The organism is Rhodococcus sp. Q1 (genome assembly GCF_004153645.1).
GTDB classification, from domain to species: Bacteria; Actinomycetota; Actinomycetes; order Mycobacteriales; family Mycobacteriaceae; genus Rhodococcus; species Rhodococcus gordoniae.
In genome coordinates, this window is sequence record NZ_SDMJ01000004.1 from 592,765 (window position 1) to 607,568 (window position 14,804).

General features: G+C 66.9%; 15 protein-coding genes. 6 read left to right on the forward strand and 9 right to left on the reverse strand.

Annotated features, from left to right (window positions below; genetic code table 11):
- Window positions 1–99 precede the first annotated feature (99 nt).
- The 4 genes from echA20 to ipdC are packed head-to-tail and all read left to right on the forward strand — an operon-like array spanning window position 100 to window position 3,600.
- The gene (gene echA20, locus EQ874_RS15025; protein ID WP_016931754.1) at window positions 100–861 is read left to right on the forward strand and encodes a (7aS)-7a-methyl-1,5-dioxo-2,3,5,6,7,7a-hexahydro-1H-indene-carboxyl-CoA hydrolase; all 762 of its coding nucleotides are present in this window, start codon (window positions 100–102) and stop codon (window positions 859–861) included.
- Window positions 862–890: 29 nt separating this feature from the next.
- The gene (locus tag EQ874_RS15030) at window positions 891–1,769 is read left to right on the forward strand and encodes a CoA-transferase (RefSeq protein ID WP_198420222.1); all 879 of its coding nucleotides are present in this window, start codon (window positions 891–893) and stop codon (window positions 1,767–1,769) included.
- Window positions 1,766–2,524, forward strand: coding sequence for a cholesterol ring-cleaving hydrolase subunit IpdB (gene ipdB, locus EQ874_RS15035; RefSeq protein WP_064063446.1), 759 nt, complete (start codon window positions 1,766–1,768; stop codon window positions 2,522–2,524). Before EQ874_RS15030 ends, ipdB begins: the two co-directional genes overlap by 4 nt.
- The gene (gene ipdC / locus EQ874_RS15040; RefSeq protein WP_016931751.1) at window positions 2,521–3,600 is read left to right on the forward strand and encodes a (3aS,4S,5R,7aS)-5-hydroxy-7a-methyl-1-oxo-octahydro-1H-indene-4-carboxyl-CoA dehydrogenase; all 1,080 of its coding nucleotides are present in this window, start codon (window positions 2,521–2,523) and stop codon (window positions 3,598–3,600) included. The genes ipdB and ipdC overlap by 4 nt, the downstream gene beginning before the upstream one ends.
- A gap of 91 nt (window positions 3,601–3,691) precedes the next feature.
- Here ipdC and EQ874_RS15045 read toward each other — a convergent pair whose 3' ends face one another.
- The gene (locus EQ874_RS15045; RefSeq protein ID WP_129977313.1) at window positions 3,692–4,624 is read right to left on the reverse strand and encodes a DUF5996 family protein; all 933 of its coding nucleotides are present in this window, start codon (window positions 4,622–4,624) and stop codon (window positions 3,692–3,694) included.
- Window positions 4,625–5,141: 517 nt separating this feature from the next.
- Between EQ874_RS15045 and EQ874_RS15050 the strand changes: the two genes are divergently transcribed.
- Both EQ874_RS15050 and EQ874_RS15055 read left to right on the forward strand, forming a co-directional pair.
- Entirely contained in the window at window positions 5,142–6,356 is a 1,215-nt protein-coding gene (locus EQ874_RS15050) for a sensor histidine kinase (RefSeq protein WP_165369254.1), read from the forward strand.
- Window positions 6,353–6,979 (forward strand): response regulator transcription factor, encoded by a 627-nt coding sequence (locus EQ874_RS15055; protein ID WP_064063444.1) that lies wholly within the window; start codon window positions 6,353–6,355, stop codon window positions 6,977–6,979. Before EQ874_RS15050 ends, EQ874_RS15055 begins: the two co-directional genes overlap by 4 nt.
- A gap of 18 nt (window positions 6,980–6,997) precedes the next feature.
- Here the strand turns inward: EQ874_RS15055 and EQ874_RS15060 are convergent, their stop codons facing one another.
- From EQ874_RS15060 to EQ874_RS15100, 8 genes are all read right to left on the reverse strand, one after another.
- Window positions 6,998–7,771: a crotonase/enoyl-CoA hydratase family protein gene (locus EQ874_RS15060; protein WP_129977238.1), complete on the reverse strand. Its 774-nt coding sequence runs from the start codon at window positions 7,769–7,771 to the stop codon at window positions 6,998–7,000.
- 16 nt (window positions 7,772–7,787) lie between these two features.
- Window positions 7,788–7,970, reverse strand: coding sequence for a YbdD/YjiX family protein (locus EQ874_RS15065; RefSeq protein ID WP_172506079.1), 183 nt, complete (start codon window positions 7,968–7,970; stop codon window positions 7,788–7,790).
- On the reverse strand, window positions 7,967–10,282 hold the full coding sequence (locus tag EQ874_RS15070) for a carbon starvation CstA family protein (RefSeq protein ID WP_129977239.1): 2,316 nt from the start codon (window positions 10,280–10,282) through the stop codon (window positions 7,967–7,969). Before EQ874_RS15070 ends, EQ874_RS15065 begins: the two co-directional genes overlap by 4 nt.
- Before the next feature lie 268 nt (window positions 10,283–10,550).
- Complete coding sequence (locus tag EQ874_RS15080; RefSeq protein ID WP_016931744.1) at window positions 10,551–10,820, reverse strand: DUF2277 domain-containing protein; 270 nt, start codon at window positions 10,818–10,820, stop codon at window positions 10,551–10,553.
- A gap of 117 nt (window positions 10,821–10,937) precedes the next feature.
- The gene (locus EQ874_RS15085) at window positions 10,938–12,086 is read right to left on the reverse strand and encodes an acetyl-CoA C-acetyltransferase (RefSeq protein ID WP_016931743.1); all 1,149 of its coding nucleotides are present in this window, start codon (window positions 12,084–12,086) and stop codon (window positions 10,938–10,940) included.
- 9 nt (window positions 12,087–12,095) lie between these two features.
- Window positions 12,096–12,707: a TetR/AcrR family transcriptional regulator gene (locus tag EQ874_RS15090; RefSeq protein WP_016931742.1), complete on the reverse strand. Its 612-nt coding sequence runs from the start codon at window positions 12,705–12,707 to the stop codon at window positions 12,096–12,098.
- Between the two features lie 71 nt (window positions 12,708–12,778).
- Window positions 12,779–13,594, reverse strand: coding sequence for an SDR family oxidoreductase (locus tag EQ874_RS15095; RefSeq protein ID WP_064063440.1), 816 nt, complete (start codon window positions 13,592–13,594; stop codon window positions 12,779–12,781).
- Complete coding sequence (locus EQ874_RS15100; RefSeq protein WP_129977240.1) at window positions 13,591–14,799, reverse strand: acyl-CoA dehydrogenase family protein; 1,209 nt, start codon at window positions 14,797–14,799, stop codon at window positions 13,591–13,593. Before EQ874_RS15100 ends, EQ874_RS15095 begins: the two co-directional genes overlap by 4 nt.
- Window positions 14,800–14,804 lie beyond the last annotated feature (5 nt).

Below are 14,804 nucleotides of genomic sequence, written 5' to 3' on the forward strand. Positions count from 1 at the left end.
CGGTCGTACTGCGACCTTACGACCCTCTGGGTCAAGCGGCTATCCTGTGCTAACTTACCAAGCAATCGCTTGGTTCGGTACAGACGTTAGGAACATGCCATGGGCATCACCTCGACCTCCGACAGCGCCGGTATCACCACGGTCACCGTCGACTTCCCGCCCGTGAACGCTCTCCCCTCACAGGCCTGGTTCGACCTGGCCGAGGCCGTCACCACGGCCGGGCGCAGTCTCGACACCCATGTGGTGATCCTCCGTGCCGAGGGCAGGGGCTTCAACGCAGGTGTGGACATCAAGGAAATGCAGGCCACCGAAGGGTTCGACGCCCTGATCGCCGCCAACCACGGTTGTGCTGCCGCATTCGCCGCCGTCTACGACTGCGAAGTACCGGTGATCGTCGCCGTCAACGGCTTCTGCGTCGGAGGCGGCATCGGCCTCGTCGGCAACGCGGACGTCATCGTCGCCTCCGACGATGCGATCTTCGGTCTGCCCGAAGTCGACCGTGGTGCGCTCGGAGCCGCGACTCATCTCGCGCGCCTCGTCCCCCAGCACATGATGCGAACCCTGTACTACACGGCACAGAACGTGACCGCGCAGCAACTCGAGCACTTCGGCTCGGTGTACAAGGTCGTGCCGCGCAGCGAACTCGACGCTGCCGCACGCGAGGTCGCCGAGATGATCGCCGCGAAGGACACCCGCGTCATCCGCCGCGCGAAGGAAGCCATCAACCGCATCGACCCCGTCGACGTCAAGACGAGCTACCGCCTCGAGCAGGGTTTCACCTTCGAGCTGAATCTCGCCGGCGTCGCCGACGAGCACCGCGACGAGTTCGTCGCAACCGGAAAGCCGCGCAGCAACAGCTGACGCCCATACCACCAGGAGTTCGGAACACCATGCGTGACAAGAGAATGTCGCTCGACGACGTGGTCGGCGAGCTGCGCAGCGGAATGACCATCGGCCTCGGCGGCTGGGGATCGCGCCGCAAGCCCATGGCCCTCGTCCGGGCCATCCTCCGTTCGGACGTGAAGGATCTGACCGTCGTCACCTACGGCGGTCCCGATCTGGGTCTGCTGTGTTCGGCGGGCAAGGTGAAGAAGGCGTACTACGGATTCGTGTCGCTCGACTCGGCACCGTTCTACGACCCGTGGTTCTCCAAGGCCCGCACGGGCGGCGAGATCATCGCCCGTGAGATGGACGAGGGCATGGTCAAGTGCGGCCTGGAAGCCGCCGCCGCGCGCCTGCCGTTCCTGCCCCTCCGCGCGGGCCTGGGTTCGGCCGTGGTCGACTTCTGGGAGGGCGAACTGAAGACCGTCACCTCGCCGTATCCCGGACCGGACGGCACCGAGACCCTCATCGCCATGCCGGCGCTGAACCTCGACGCGTCGTTCGTGCACCTCAACATCGGCGACAAGCACGGCAACGCCGGTTACCAGGGCGTGGACCCCTACTTCGACGACCTCTACTGCATGGCCGCAGAACGTCGCTACGTCTCCGTCGAGAAGATCGTCGAGACCGAGCAGCTCGTGAAAGAGGTTCCGCTGCAGCAGCTCCTGCTCAACCGCATGATGGTCGACGGGATCGTCGAAGCGCCGAACGGGGCGCACTTCACCCTCGCCGGCGACAGCTACGGTCGCGACGAGAAGTTCCAGCGCCACTACGCCGAGTCCGCCAAGGACCCCGAGTCGTGGAAGGCATTCGTCGACCGCTTCCTTTCGGGCAGCGAGGACGACTATCAGGCCGCAGTTCAGAAGTTCGCACAGGAGCAGTCATGACCACCACCGAGACCGTGACCCGCGCCGAGTACTGCGCGATCGCCTGCGCCGACATCTTCTCCGGTGCCGGCGAGATCATGGCGAGCCCGATGGCGACGCTGCCCCAGATCGGGGCGCGGCTGGCCAAGCTCACCACCGAGCCCGACCTGCTCATCACCGACGGTGAAGCACTCATCCTCGCCGACGTCCCGGCTCTCGGAGCGAAGGCACCGGTCGAAGGATGGATGCCGTTCCGCAAGGTGTTCGACGTCGTCGCGTCGGGTCGCCGCCACGTGGTGATGGGCGCCAACCAGATCGACCGCTACGGCAACCAGAACCTGTCGGCCTTCGGCCCGCTCCAGCAGCCGACGCGTCAGATGTTCGGTGTGCGTGGTGCTCCCGGCAACACCATCAACCACGCGACCAGCTACTGGGTCGGCAAGCACTCCTCGCGCGTGTTCGTCGACACCGTCGACATCGTGTCCGGTGTCGGATACGACAAGGTCGATCCCGAGAACCCGGCGTTCCGCTTCCTGGACATCCCGCGGGTCGTCACCAACCTCGGTGTCTTCGACTTCGGTGGCCCCGGCCACACCTTCCGGGCATTGACCCTGCACCCGGGTGTCGAGGCCGCGACCGTCGCCGAGAACACCTCCTTCGAGGTCGCCGGTCTCGACGAGGCCGGTGTGACCCGTGAACCCACCGCCGAGGAACTGCGCATCATCCGAGAGGTGATCGACCCCAAGGGATTCCGCGATCGTGAGGTCGCGCTGTGAGCACCCTGCGCACAGCCCTGACGGAGCTCGTGGGCATCGAGCATCCCATCGTCCAGACGGGCATGGGCTGGGTGTCCGGCCCGCGCCTGACCGCCGCGACCTCGAACGCCGGTGGTCTCGGCATCCTCGCGTCGGCGACGATGACCTATCCCGAACTCGAAGCGGCGGTCGCGAAGACCAAGTCGCTCACCGACAAGCCGTTCGGCGTCAACATGCGCGCCGACGCTTCGGACGCCGGCGAGCGCATCGACCTGCTGATCCGCGAGAAGGTCAAGGTCGCGTCGTTCGCGCTCGCCCCGAAGAAGGAGCTGATCGCCAAGCTCAAGGACCACGGCATCGTCGTGGTGCCGTCGATCGGTGCGGCGAAGCACGCCGTGAAGGTCGCATCCTGGGGCGCGGATGCTGTGATCGTGCAGGGCGGTGAGGGTGGTGGTCACACCGGACCGGTCGCGACGACGCTGCTGCTGCCGAGCGTGCTCGACGCCGTCGACATCCCGGTGATCGCCGCCGGTGGTTTCTTCGACGGTCGGGGACTCGCAGCTGCGCTGTCGTACGGTGCCGCGGGCGTCGCGATGGGCACGCGCTTCCTGCTCACGAGCGACAGCGCGGTGCCCGATTCGGTGAAGCAGCAGTACCTCGCGCGGGGTCTGCAGGACACCACCGTCTCGCTCAAGGTCGACGGCATGCCGCACCGCGTGCTCAACACCGAACTGGTGAACAGCCTCGAGAAGTCGAGCTACGCCAAGGGACTGGTCGCAGCCGCACGGAACGCGACGAAGTTCAAGGCCATGACGGGTATGAAGTGGTCGACCCTCGTCAAGGACGGCCTCGCCATGAAGAAGGCGAGCGACCGCACCTGGCAGCAGATCATCATGGCCGCGAACACCCCGATGCTCCTCAAGGCCGGCCTGGTGGAAGGCAACACCGAAGCCGGTGTACTGGCTTCCGGTCAGGTCGTGGGCATGCTCGACGACCTGCCGAGCTGCCAGGAACTGATCGACCGCATCGTCGCCGAGGCCGTCGAGCGCATCGACGCCCTTGCCGGCCTGCGCGATCAGGGACGTCCCGTCGCCTGATTCCGATCCCGAGCACGTCGAGACCGGCGTCGTTGTCGAATATCCGCGAGAAATCGACAACGACGCCGGTCTCGTTCGTTTCCAGCGACCGCTACTCGGCGGCGAGCGCGCTCAGGTTGCCACGATCCCAGCCGCCGAGCTCGGCGGCCGCGTCGTAGGTGCTGCGCAGGAACCGCAACAGTTCCGCGTCGGGGTCGGCCGCGGTCCGCACCGCCTCGTAGGGCAGCACGAACTCCCCCAGTTCGGCAGCGTAGTGAGCGGCGTCGGGGCGCACCGGGTACTGGGCGAATCCCTCCAGTGCAGGGTAGACGTACGAATAGAACGCGCCTTCGTCCCCACCTCCGGGCCAGAATCCACAGCTGCTGAGCTCGTGGGAGTAGGCCTCCCTCATCACTGCGTCGGGACAGTTCGGGATTCCCCCGGGATGGGGCGGAGCAGGGCGCCCGGAGAATCGGGTGCATGCGAGGTCCATCGCACCCCAGAAGAAGTGCACCGGACTGACCTTGCCGAGGAATTCTGCTCGGAACCGGAGCAGGACACGATGCGCCTGCACGAGTTGCCGCCAGAAGAGATGGGCTGCCTCGGCGTCGTACGAATCGTGCTCACGGTCCTGGGCGAACGGGATCGCCGGGTCCACCTCGTTGGGCGTAGCCTGGATCCGGGTCGCGATACCCAGCTCGTCCAGAGCCGTGAAAGTGCGGCTGTAGAAGTCCGCGACCGGTTGCGCGACCAGAGGGACGGAACGACTGCGGCCGTCGCTCGCCCGGATGTGCAGGCGGTGTTCGAAGAAATCGAACTCCATGTCGAAGACGGAGTGCTCGTACGGAATCGACGAGGTGCCCAGCCCTCGTGGCGTGACGTACAGCGTCGTCTGCCACCAGTGGTTGACCATCGGTGAATGGGCCATGCGGATCTTGCCGACGATCTGCAACCACATGTGGAGCGTGTCCCGGGTGTCGGTCCATTCCGCCGTGCGCAGGCTCGGCCACGCCTCGCCGGAAACAGGTGCTGGGTCGTTCACGATGCCTCCCGCGGTCCGGGAATCGACCCTACTCCGCCGAAGCCCGGCCCATGGCCCGGTCAGGAGGATTCCCGAGACCGCGTCACAGCAGTTCCCCACAATTTCAGGGAACTGTGTTCGGAAGCGGACCGGAGCTGCCGCACCGATCAGGCCTGTCACGACGACAGCGAGAAACGAAACGGCGGTGATGGAGATCGCCAGTGGGAACGGACTGTGACGCAATCGCTTCCAGACCGATGGCAGTCAGGTTTCCCGGTCCGGATCCGAGTACGAGCACGATCGTGCTCCGACCGAGTGCATCCCGGAGCAGGTAACGAGCGAAAGCCCCGACAGCGCCGAGGTCGTCGAGGTGAATCGGCCTTCGGCGCAACGGAGATCTCGGGGACCGAGGAACATGCATCCAGCGTCGCCGAAGGGGTATCCCGGGCGCCGCGCACGGGTCGAGTTCGCTCATCCATCGAAAGTCGGAGACCCAGGATCGGTACGGCACGGTGGCGGACGGCGGGACTAGAGTGGCGAGATGCGGAGTTCCGATGTGTCCCACGCGGGCGGGGCCCTGCCGGTGCTGCGCGCCATGCAGCTCGGCGCCCATCTCCTGTTCTTCCTGCTTCTCGCGGTGGGTGTCGTACGCACGGTTGCCGACAGTGCTCATCCCGTTCCGATCATCGCGCTCGCTGTCGTGGTGGCGGGATGGTACGTCTTCGGAATCTTGTTCGCGCGACGTAAGGGCTTCGAGAACGGGGAGCCGGTACAGCGCCGATGGGGACAGATCTGGTTCGCGGCGCTTGCACTGGGATGGCTGGCACTCGTGGTGGCGGAGGTCAACTTCGTCTGGCTGGCGTTCGCGTTGTTCTTCTTGTGCTTCCCCTTGTTCTCCACTCCGGTCGCGTTGACGGTGACGAGCGCACTGACCGCGGCGGCGATCGCGGCGACCCTGTGGCACGGCACCACGAACACGGTTGCCTCGATTCTCGGTCCGGTGTTCGGAGCGGCAGCCGCTGCCGGCATGGCCGTCGTCTATCAGCAGCTGGTGCGGCAGTCCGCGCAGCGACAACAGTTGGTGGACGAGCTCACCGAGGCGCACCGCGAACTGCTCGGCGCGCAGGACGAATTGGTGGCGCTGCAACGGGAAGCGGGCGCACTGACCGAACGTTCCCGCCTCGCGCGCGACATCCACGACACACTGGCGCAGGGATTCTCGTCCATCCTGCTGCTCTCTCGTGCCGGGCAGCGCGCGTCCGACGACCCCGCCGCGATCTTCGTGCAGATAGCGGACACCGCGCAGCAGAATCTGGTCGAGGCCCGCCGAGTGGTCGACGCGCTCGCACCGGTTGCACTCGAGTCCGCGCCGCTCGAATCCGCACTGCGGCGCCTGCTCGAGCAACTCGAGCAGCAGACCGGGATCAGCGGTGAGCTGCTCACCGACGGCGAGCCGGTCTCGCTCGTGATGGACTTCGACGTCGCCTTGCTGCGTGTCGCCCAGAGCGCCCTCGCGAACGTGCGGCTGCATTCGCGGGCCCGTCGGGTGCGGGTGACATTGAGCTACGCCACCGACGAAGTGCGGCTCGATATCGTCGACGACGGTATCGGATTCGATCAACGTCAGGATGGTGGATTCGGCTTGCGGTCGATGCGGGAACGACTGGCCGAACTGGGCGGCACACTCGTCGTGGAATCGGCGCCCGGAGACGGAACCGCGGTTGCCGCAACCCTTCCGGTCGGGCGGGTCGCATGAGCGCGGTGCGTGTACTGCTCGTCGACGATCACCCGGTGGTGCGGGCGGGACTGCGCGCGTTGCTGGCGTCGCACGACGACGTCGTGGTGGTGGCGGAGGCATCGTCGGGTGAGGAGGCCGTGGCGTCGGCGGCTGCCGCGAAACCGGATGTGGTGTTGATGGATCTGCGTCTGGGATCGGGGATCGACGGGGCGCAGGCGACCGCCCGGATCGTGGCGGCGGCCGATCCGCCGAGGGTCGTCGTGCTCACCACCTACGACACCGACGCGGATATTCTGCGTGCGGTGGAGGCCGGTGCGGCAGGTTATCTCCTCAAGGACACCGACCCGAAAGTGCTGATCGAATCGGTGTTCGCGGCGGCCCGTGGGGAGACGGTCCTGGATCCGGACGTGGCCCGGCGCCTCTACCGCCGCATGCAGCAGCCCCGCGCCGACCTCAGCGCCCGTGAGATCGAGGTGCTCTCGCTCGTGGCCGAAGGGTTGTCGAATCGCGCAATCGCGAAACAGCTCTTCGTCAGCGAGGCAACCGTGAAATCTCATCTGGTGCATGCCTTCACCAAACTGGATGTGGACAACCGCACCGCCGCGGTGGTGGCCGCACGCGAACGGGGCCTGATCGCCTGATCCGTGGCCAGGACCGGATCAGGAGAACGAACCGTGGCGGCCCTCGCCGGAGGCGAACCGCGCGGCCCCAGCGACGGTGTCGCTTCCGACGGACTCCAGGCCGATGGCGAATTCGAATCCGAGCGCCTCGGATTCGGAGCGGCCGAACTGTTCGTGGACCGACCGACGATCGTTGCGCATGCAGGTCTGCGGGAATCCGGCGATCTCCCGCGCCAGGTGTTCGCCGGCGTCGCGTGTGGTTCCGGGTTCGACCACACGGTTGGCCAGACCGAATTCGCGCGCTTCCGCCGCTCCGACGGGTCGACCCGTCAGGATCATGTCCATGGCCCGGCTCGTGCCGATCAGGCGGGGCAGCCGAACGGTGCCGCCGTCGATCAACGGCACTCCCCACCGGCGGCAGAAGACACCGAACACCGCGTCGGCGGAGACGACGCGCAGATCGCACCAGATCGCCAGTTCGAGTCCACCGGCAACCGCGTAGCCTTCCACCGCCGCGATCACCGGCTTGGAGAGCACCAGACGCGTCGGTCCCATCGGACCGTCGCTGTCCGCGCCGAGAACGTTCTGCCGGTCGGTACCGATCGCTTCGAGATCCGCTCCTGCACAGAAGTTTCCGCCGTCCCCGTAGAGGACCGCCACATCGGCGGCAGCGTCTGCGTCGAATGTCCTGAACGCGTGGGCCAGCTCGGCGGCCATCGGACCGTCGACCGCGTTCCGGCGCTCGGGGCGGTCCATGATCACGGTCGTCACCCGATCGCGCGTCTCGACGCCGATCGATTCGTACGGCGTCATACCCGTCCTCCCCCGCTCAACAGCATCGACTTGCCGGGTTCGCATCCGCTGCGGCATGCCGCTCACGCCAGTAGTCGCGTTCGCTCGGCGGCGGCCGATCGGGATGCAGGCGGCGGTGCAGTTCGACGTACCTCGCGTAGTCGTGGTCGCCCATGACCGCCCCGACCCACCACCACGCGCGACGCAGTGCCGTGATCACGACCCACCTCCGTCCCCGTCGCGATGCCGCGAGGCGTGGGTGTGTGCGGCGCCCGGGGCGCGGACCCTGCCCGATGCGATCAGCTCGTCCCACTCCTTCTGCAGTTCCCGCTCGGCCGCGGTCGGCACGAAACCCGCGGGCGCGAATATCTTCGACGGCACGTCGGGTGTCTCGGTGGTGGGCATACCTCCGGCCCGGACCGATCTGATGCACACCACCACACCGGCTGTGACGACGATCAGTACGAGACCCGCGAACACGATCGACAGGGTGCCCTGGATGAACGTGTTGCGGATGACGGCGTCGATCTCGTCGGCCGTCTTCGCCGAACCGAAAGTGGTCGCGCCGGAGTTCTTGGCGTCGACGAAGGCCCGGTGCTGCGCCCAGTAACCGACCGCGCGGTCGCCGGAGAAGATCTTCTGCCACGACGCCGTCATGGTCACGATCAGATCCCACACCAACGGCACACCGGGGATCCACGCCCACTTCACCAGCCCCTTCTTCACGACGATGGTGAGCACGACCGTCAGGGCGATGGCGGCGAGCAACTGGTTGGCGATGCCGAACAGCGGGAACAGAGTGTTGATACCGCCCAGGGGGTCGGTGACGCCCATCAGCAGGATCGCACCCCACAGGCCGACGACCACCGCGGAGCACAGCCACGCACCGGGGCGCCAGGACGGATCCTTGAAGCGGCGGGCCGGACCGCCGAAGTTGCCGAGCGAGTCCGACAGCATGAACCGCGCGACACGCGTTCCCGCGTCGACGGTGGTGAGGATGAACAGCGCCTCGAACATGATCGCGAAGTGGTACCAGAACGATTTGAGGCTGTCGCCTCCGAACAGGTCGCTGAGCACCTGCGACATGCCGAAGGCGAGCGTCGGTGCGCCGCCGGTGCGGGAGATGATCGATTCCTCGCCGACCGATTCGGCAGCGGCGGAGATCTGTTCGGGCGTGATGTCGGGCGCACCCAGCCCGAGACCGTTGACGTAGGCCGCTGCGGTTTCGGGGGTGCCGCCGGTCAGGGCCGCAGGGGCGTTGAGCGTGAAGTACAGGTGCTGGTCGATGATGCAGGCGGTGACCAGTGCCATGATCGCGACGAACGACTCGGTGAGCATGCCGCCGTAGCCGATGAGCCGGATCTGCTTCTCCTTCTCGATCAGCTTCGGTGTGGTGCCCGACGAGATCAGGGCGTGGAAGCCCGAGAGTGCACCGCAGGCGATGGTGATGAACAGGAACGGGAACAACGATCCCGCGAACGCCGGACCATCACCGTCGATCGCGAACGACGTGACGTCGGGCATCTCCAGGTTCGGTCGTGCGACGAGGATCCCGATCGCGAGCAGGACGATCGTGCCCACCTTCATGAAGGTCGAGAGGTAGTCGCGCGGGGCGAGCAGCAGCCAGACCGGCAACACCGACGCCGCGAATCCGTAGGCGATCATCAACCACGAGATCGTCACCGGGGACAGGGTGAACCAGTTCGTCCCCCAGTCGGTCTCGGCGACCCAGCCGCCCGCGATGATCGCGACGAGCAACAGGACGACGCCGATCAGCGACACTTCCGCGACCTTGCCGGGTCGCAGGTACCGGAGATAGACCCCCATGAACAACGCGATGGGGATGGTCATCGCGATCGAGAACAGTCCCCACGGGCTGTCGGCGAGCGCATTCACGACCACCAGCGCGAGCACCGCGATGAGGATGATCATGATGACGAAGACCGCGATCAGGGCCGCGACGCCACCGATCGGTCCGAGTTCCTCGCGGGCCATCTGACCGAGGCTGCGGCCGCGGCGGCGCGACGAGATCCACAGGACGAGGAAGTCCTGGACCGCACCGGCGAAGACGACACCGACGATGATCCAGATCGTGCCGGGCAGATAGCCCATCTGGGCGGCGAGAACCGGGCCGACGAGCGGGCCGGCGCCGGCGATGGCGGCGAAGTGGTGGCCGAACAACACCCGACGGTCCGTCGGCATGTAGTCCTTGCCGTTCTCCAGTTCTTCTGCGGGTGTCGCACGATCGTCGCGTGGCTGCACGATCCTGCGTTCGATGAACTTCGCGTAGAAGCGGTAGGCGACGAGATAGGTGCACACGGCGGCGATGACGAACCAGACCGCGTTGATCTCCTCACCGCGCACCAGCGCGATGATCGACCACGCGACCGCACCGAGAATCGCGAGCACGAGGAAGACGATGCGCGCGGTGGGCGAGATCGGTGTCCGGTCGACGACACCGACCGGTGGAAGATCGGGATCGGTCCGGAGGTACTCGACTTCGCTCGTTCTCGACGCCGGATCGACGGCCATATCGGCTCCTCACCAGGACCGTCGCGACTCCGTATACCGCCCGTTACGGTCCTCGACAACGTGCACGCTGCTGACCAACGTGACGCTACCCGACCCGGCCGGTTCGCCGACGGGACTTGCATGTCTCGATACGCCGTCTCCGAGCGCAGCACATGCGCCGGTCGCGGGTATGCGAGGTGATCACCGCCGAGCGGGCCGACGTTCGAGTTCCGTACCGTTCCGGACCGGCGCCACCCGCTGTACCACGACTCGACGACCCGGTCGCGGGTCAGCCGCGTGCGGCGATCCTCGCGCGTACCTCGGGTCGCCGAAGCGGCGGAACCGTCGGCGGCGGTTGCCGCCGCGCGGGAAGCGCCCCGAGCAGCCGAGTGGTCGTCGCGGTGACCTCGGCGACGGCCTGTTCGAAGGGTTCACGCGTGGCATCGGAGAGTGTGGTGATTCCGCTGACCTTACGGACGTACTGCCGTGCGGCCGCTTCGATCTCCTCGGCGGTCGCAGCCGGCTCGAGCCCGCGCAGCTCCGTGATGTTCCGGCACATGCTTCGAGGGTAGACGCCACCCGAGTGCCGGACCATACATCCGCGCGCCCGCTGTCCATCCGCTACAGCAATCGCTGTAGCGGATGACGAACGGGCGCGCGGAGGTGAAGGAGCAGATCAGACGCGTTCGATGATGGTCACATTGGCGGTGCCGCCACCCTCGCAGATGGTGAGCAGGCCGTAGCGGCCACCGGTGCGCTCGAGTTCGTTGAGCAGCGTCCCCATGAGCTTGGTGCCGGTCGCGCCGAGCGGGTGGCCGAGGGCGATCGCACCACCGTTGACGTTGACCTTCGACGGGTCGGCGCCGATCTCCTTGATCCACGCCAGGACGACGGGCGCGAAGGCCTCGTTGATCTCGATCAGATCGATGTCGTCGATCGTCAGACCCGTCTTCTCGAGCGCGTACTGCGTCGCCGGGATCGGAGCGGTGAGCATGAAGATCGGGTCGTCGCCGCGGGCGCTGAGATGGTGGATGCGGGCGCGCGGCTTCAGGCCGTACTTCTTCACGGCCTCGTCCGAGGCGAGCAGCACCGCGGACGCACCGTCGGAGATCTGGCTCGCGACCGCCGCGGTCAGACGGCCCCCTTCGACGAGGGTCTGCAGCGAGGCCATCTTCTCGAGGCTGGTCTCGCGCGGTCCTTCGTCGACGGCGGCGTCGCCGAGAGGCACGATCTCGTTCTCGAAGCGACCCTCGGCGATGGCCGCCTTGGCGCGCTCGTGGCTCTGCAACGCCCACTTCTCGAGTTCCTCACGGCTGAGGTCCCACTTCTCGGCGATCATCTCGGCGCCCTTGAACTGGGAGACCTCGTCGCTGCCGTAACGCTCGGTCCAGCCGGTCGACCCGCCGAAGGGGGTGTCGAAACCGTACTGCTGGCCGACGATCATGGCCGCGGAGATCGGGATCTGCGACATGTTCTGCACGCCGCCGGCGATGATGAGGTCGGCGGTGTTGCTGAGGATCGCCTGGGCTCCGAAGTGCAGCGCCTGCTGGCTCGACCCGCACTGACGGTCGACGGTCACGCCCGGCACGTGCTGCGGGTAACCGGCGGCGAGCCACGAGGTACGGGCGATATTGCCGGCCTGCCCACCGATGGCGTCGACGCAGCCGAAGACCACGTCGTCGACGTCGGCCGGGTCGATACCCGTGCGTTCGACGACGGCCTTGATGACGTGCGCGCCGAGATCGGCCGGATGCACGCCGGACAGACCGCCGTTCTTCTTGCCGATCGGGGTGCGTACCGCGTCGACGATGTAGACCTCGGTCATTGCTGCTCCTTAACTGGAATTCTGGTTCGACAGTCCGTCGAGAACGATGGAGAGATACTGCTGGGCAACCTGTTCGATACTGAGCGGCCCCCCCGGCCGGTACCAGCGGACCGCGACCCAGACCGTGTCGCGCAGGAACCGGAAGACGAGTTCGACGTCGACGTCCGGCCGGAACGAGCCGTCTGCGACACCGCGTTCGATCACCCCCACCCACAGCTCTCGGAACTCGATGTGGAGTTCGGCGATGTACGCGAAACGCTCCCCTTCGAGATGCTTGGCCTCGCCCTGATAGATGGCCACTGCGGGATGCGACTTGTCGATCGCGTCGTAGGAGGTCGTCACGAGTGCCGCGAGGGTGTCGCGGGAAGAAAGACCGGACGCGACGATCTTGCGGTACCGGTCGAACAGGTCGTCGAGGAACGCGCGCAGGATCTCGTCCACCATGGACTCCTTGGAGTCGAAGTGGTGGTAGAGGCTGCCGGAGAGGATTCCCGCCGCGTCGGCGATGTCGCGCACGGTGGTTGCTCTGACACCGCGGGAGGCGAACAGATCGGCGGCGATGTCGAGCAGTTCGGCACGGCGTCCGGACTTGCCGTTGGTGTCGTCGCGGGATGGAGTCATGGAGACATCCTTTCAAGCTGCCGTGCGCGGTTCCCGAGCGCAGGCGTGACGGGAACCGCGCACGGACGCGGTCACGCGCGCTGCGAGGAGATCGACACGACCTCGCCGGTCAGATAGGTCGTGTAGTCGCTGGCGAGCATCGCGATCGTCGCCGCGACCTCCCAGACCTCCGCAGCCCGTCCGAACGCCTCACCGGCGGCCAGATTGTCGAGCAGTTCCTCGCTGGTGACCTTCGCGAGGAAGGGATGCCGGGCGATGGACGGGGCGACGGCGTTGATGCGCACACCGTATTCGGCGGCCTCGATCGCGGAGCACCTGGTGAGTGCCATGACGCCGGCCTTCGCCGCCGCGTAGTGCGCCTGCGAGTGCTGCGCGCGCCAGCCGAGCACCGACGCGTTGTTGACCAGCACACCGCCGTGATCGACCGAGCGGAAGTACCGCAGTGCCGCGCGCGTCGCGCGGAAGGTGCTGGTGAGGGTGATGTCGAGGACGCGATCCCATTGCTCGTCGGTCATGTCCACGACCGGGGTCTCACCGCCGAGACCGGCATTGTTGATCAGCACGTCGATACGCCCGAGAGTCTCGGCCGCACCGCTGATCAGGGCGTCGACCTGTTCGGTGGACGAGACGTCGCACACGATCGACGCGACCTGCTGTTCCGGGAATTCCGCGGCCAGCTTGTCCGCGGCCTCCCCGAGACGACGCTCGTGGAAGTCGGAGATCAGCACATCGGCACCCTCGAGCAGCGCCCGCCGTGCGGACGAGAATCCGATCCCGGTGCCGGCCGCGGCGGTGACGACGACCTTCTTACCGGCGAGGAGGCCGTGACCGGGGGTCTCGGCGGGCGGGGTCGCGAGGGGCGAGGTGGTGTGGGGTGAAACGGTCACGGACGTGCCTCCCGGGGAAGGCCGAGCACACGCTCGGCGATGATGTTGCGCTGGACCTCGTTGGATCCGCCGTAGATGGTGTCGGCGCGGGTGAACAGGAACAGGCGCTGCCACTCCGCGAGTTCGAGATGCTCGGGGTCGGTGATGTCGGAAGGAGTCCCGGCATGGTCGTGGTCCGGTCCGACGAGCGACGACGCGCCCTGCACGTCCATCGCCAGCTCCCCGAGGTCACGGTGCCAGCCGGCCCACAGCAACTTCGCGACCGAGGCTTGTCCGGGGTCGGCGTCGCCGAGTGTACGTAGCGCGTGAGCGCGCATGACACGCAACCCGATTCGTGCGCGTGCGATCCGTTCGCGGATGTGCGGATCGTCGAACGCCCCGTTACCGCGGGCGATCTCGACGACGCCGTCGAGCTCGCGGGCGAAGCCGATCTGCTGACCGAGCGTCGAGACGCCGCGTTCGAAGGTCAGCAGACCCATCGCGACCTTCCACCCGTCGCCGGGGGCACCGACGACGAGGTCGGCGTCGGTGACGGCGTCGTCGAAGAAGACCTCGTTGAACTCGGAGGTACCGGTGAGCTGCTGGATGGGCCGCACCGTCACGCCGGGCTGATCGAGCGGGACGAGCAGGAAGCTCAGACCGTGGTGGCGGGTCGAGCCGGGTTCGGTCCGGGCGACGACGAACGCCCATTGCGCGACGTGGGCGAGCGACGTCCAGACCTTCTGGCCGTTGATCACCCACTTGTCGCCTTCGAGGCGCGCGGTGGTGGAGACGTTGGCGAGGTCGGAGCCGGCGCCCGGCTCGGAGTAGCCCTGCGCCCACAGTTCGGTGACGTTGCGGATCCCGGGCAGGAAGCGCTTCTTCTGCTCCTCGGTCCCGAAGGCGATGAGGGTGGGGCCGAGCAGTTCCTCACCGAGGTGGTTGACGCGTGCGGGCGCGTTCGCCTTCGCGTACTCCTCGTGGAAGATCACTCGTTGATCCATGCTCGCACCGCGACCGCCGTACTCGGTGGGCCACCCGATGCAGGTCCATCCGGCGGCCGCCAGGTGGCGGTCCCACGCGAGTCGCTGATCGAAGAATTCGTGTTCGCTTCCGGGCCCACCCTTCCCCCTGAGCTCGGCGAACTCGCCGGTCAGGTTGTCTTCGAGCCACTGTCGTACGGTGGCTGCGAACTCCGCATTGTCCTGGCTCTCGCTCTCGTGCACGTCTG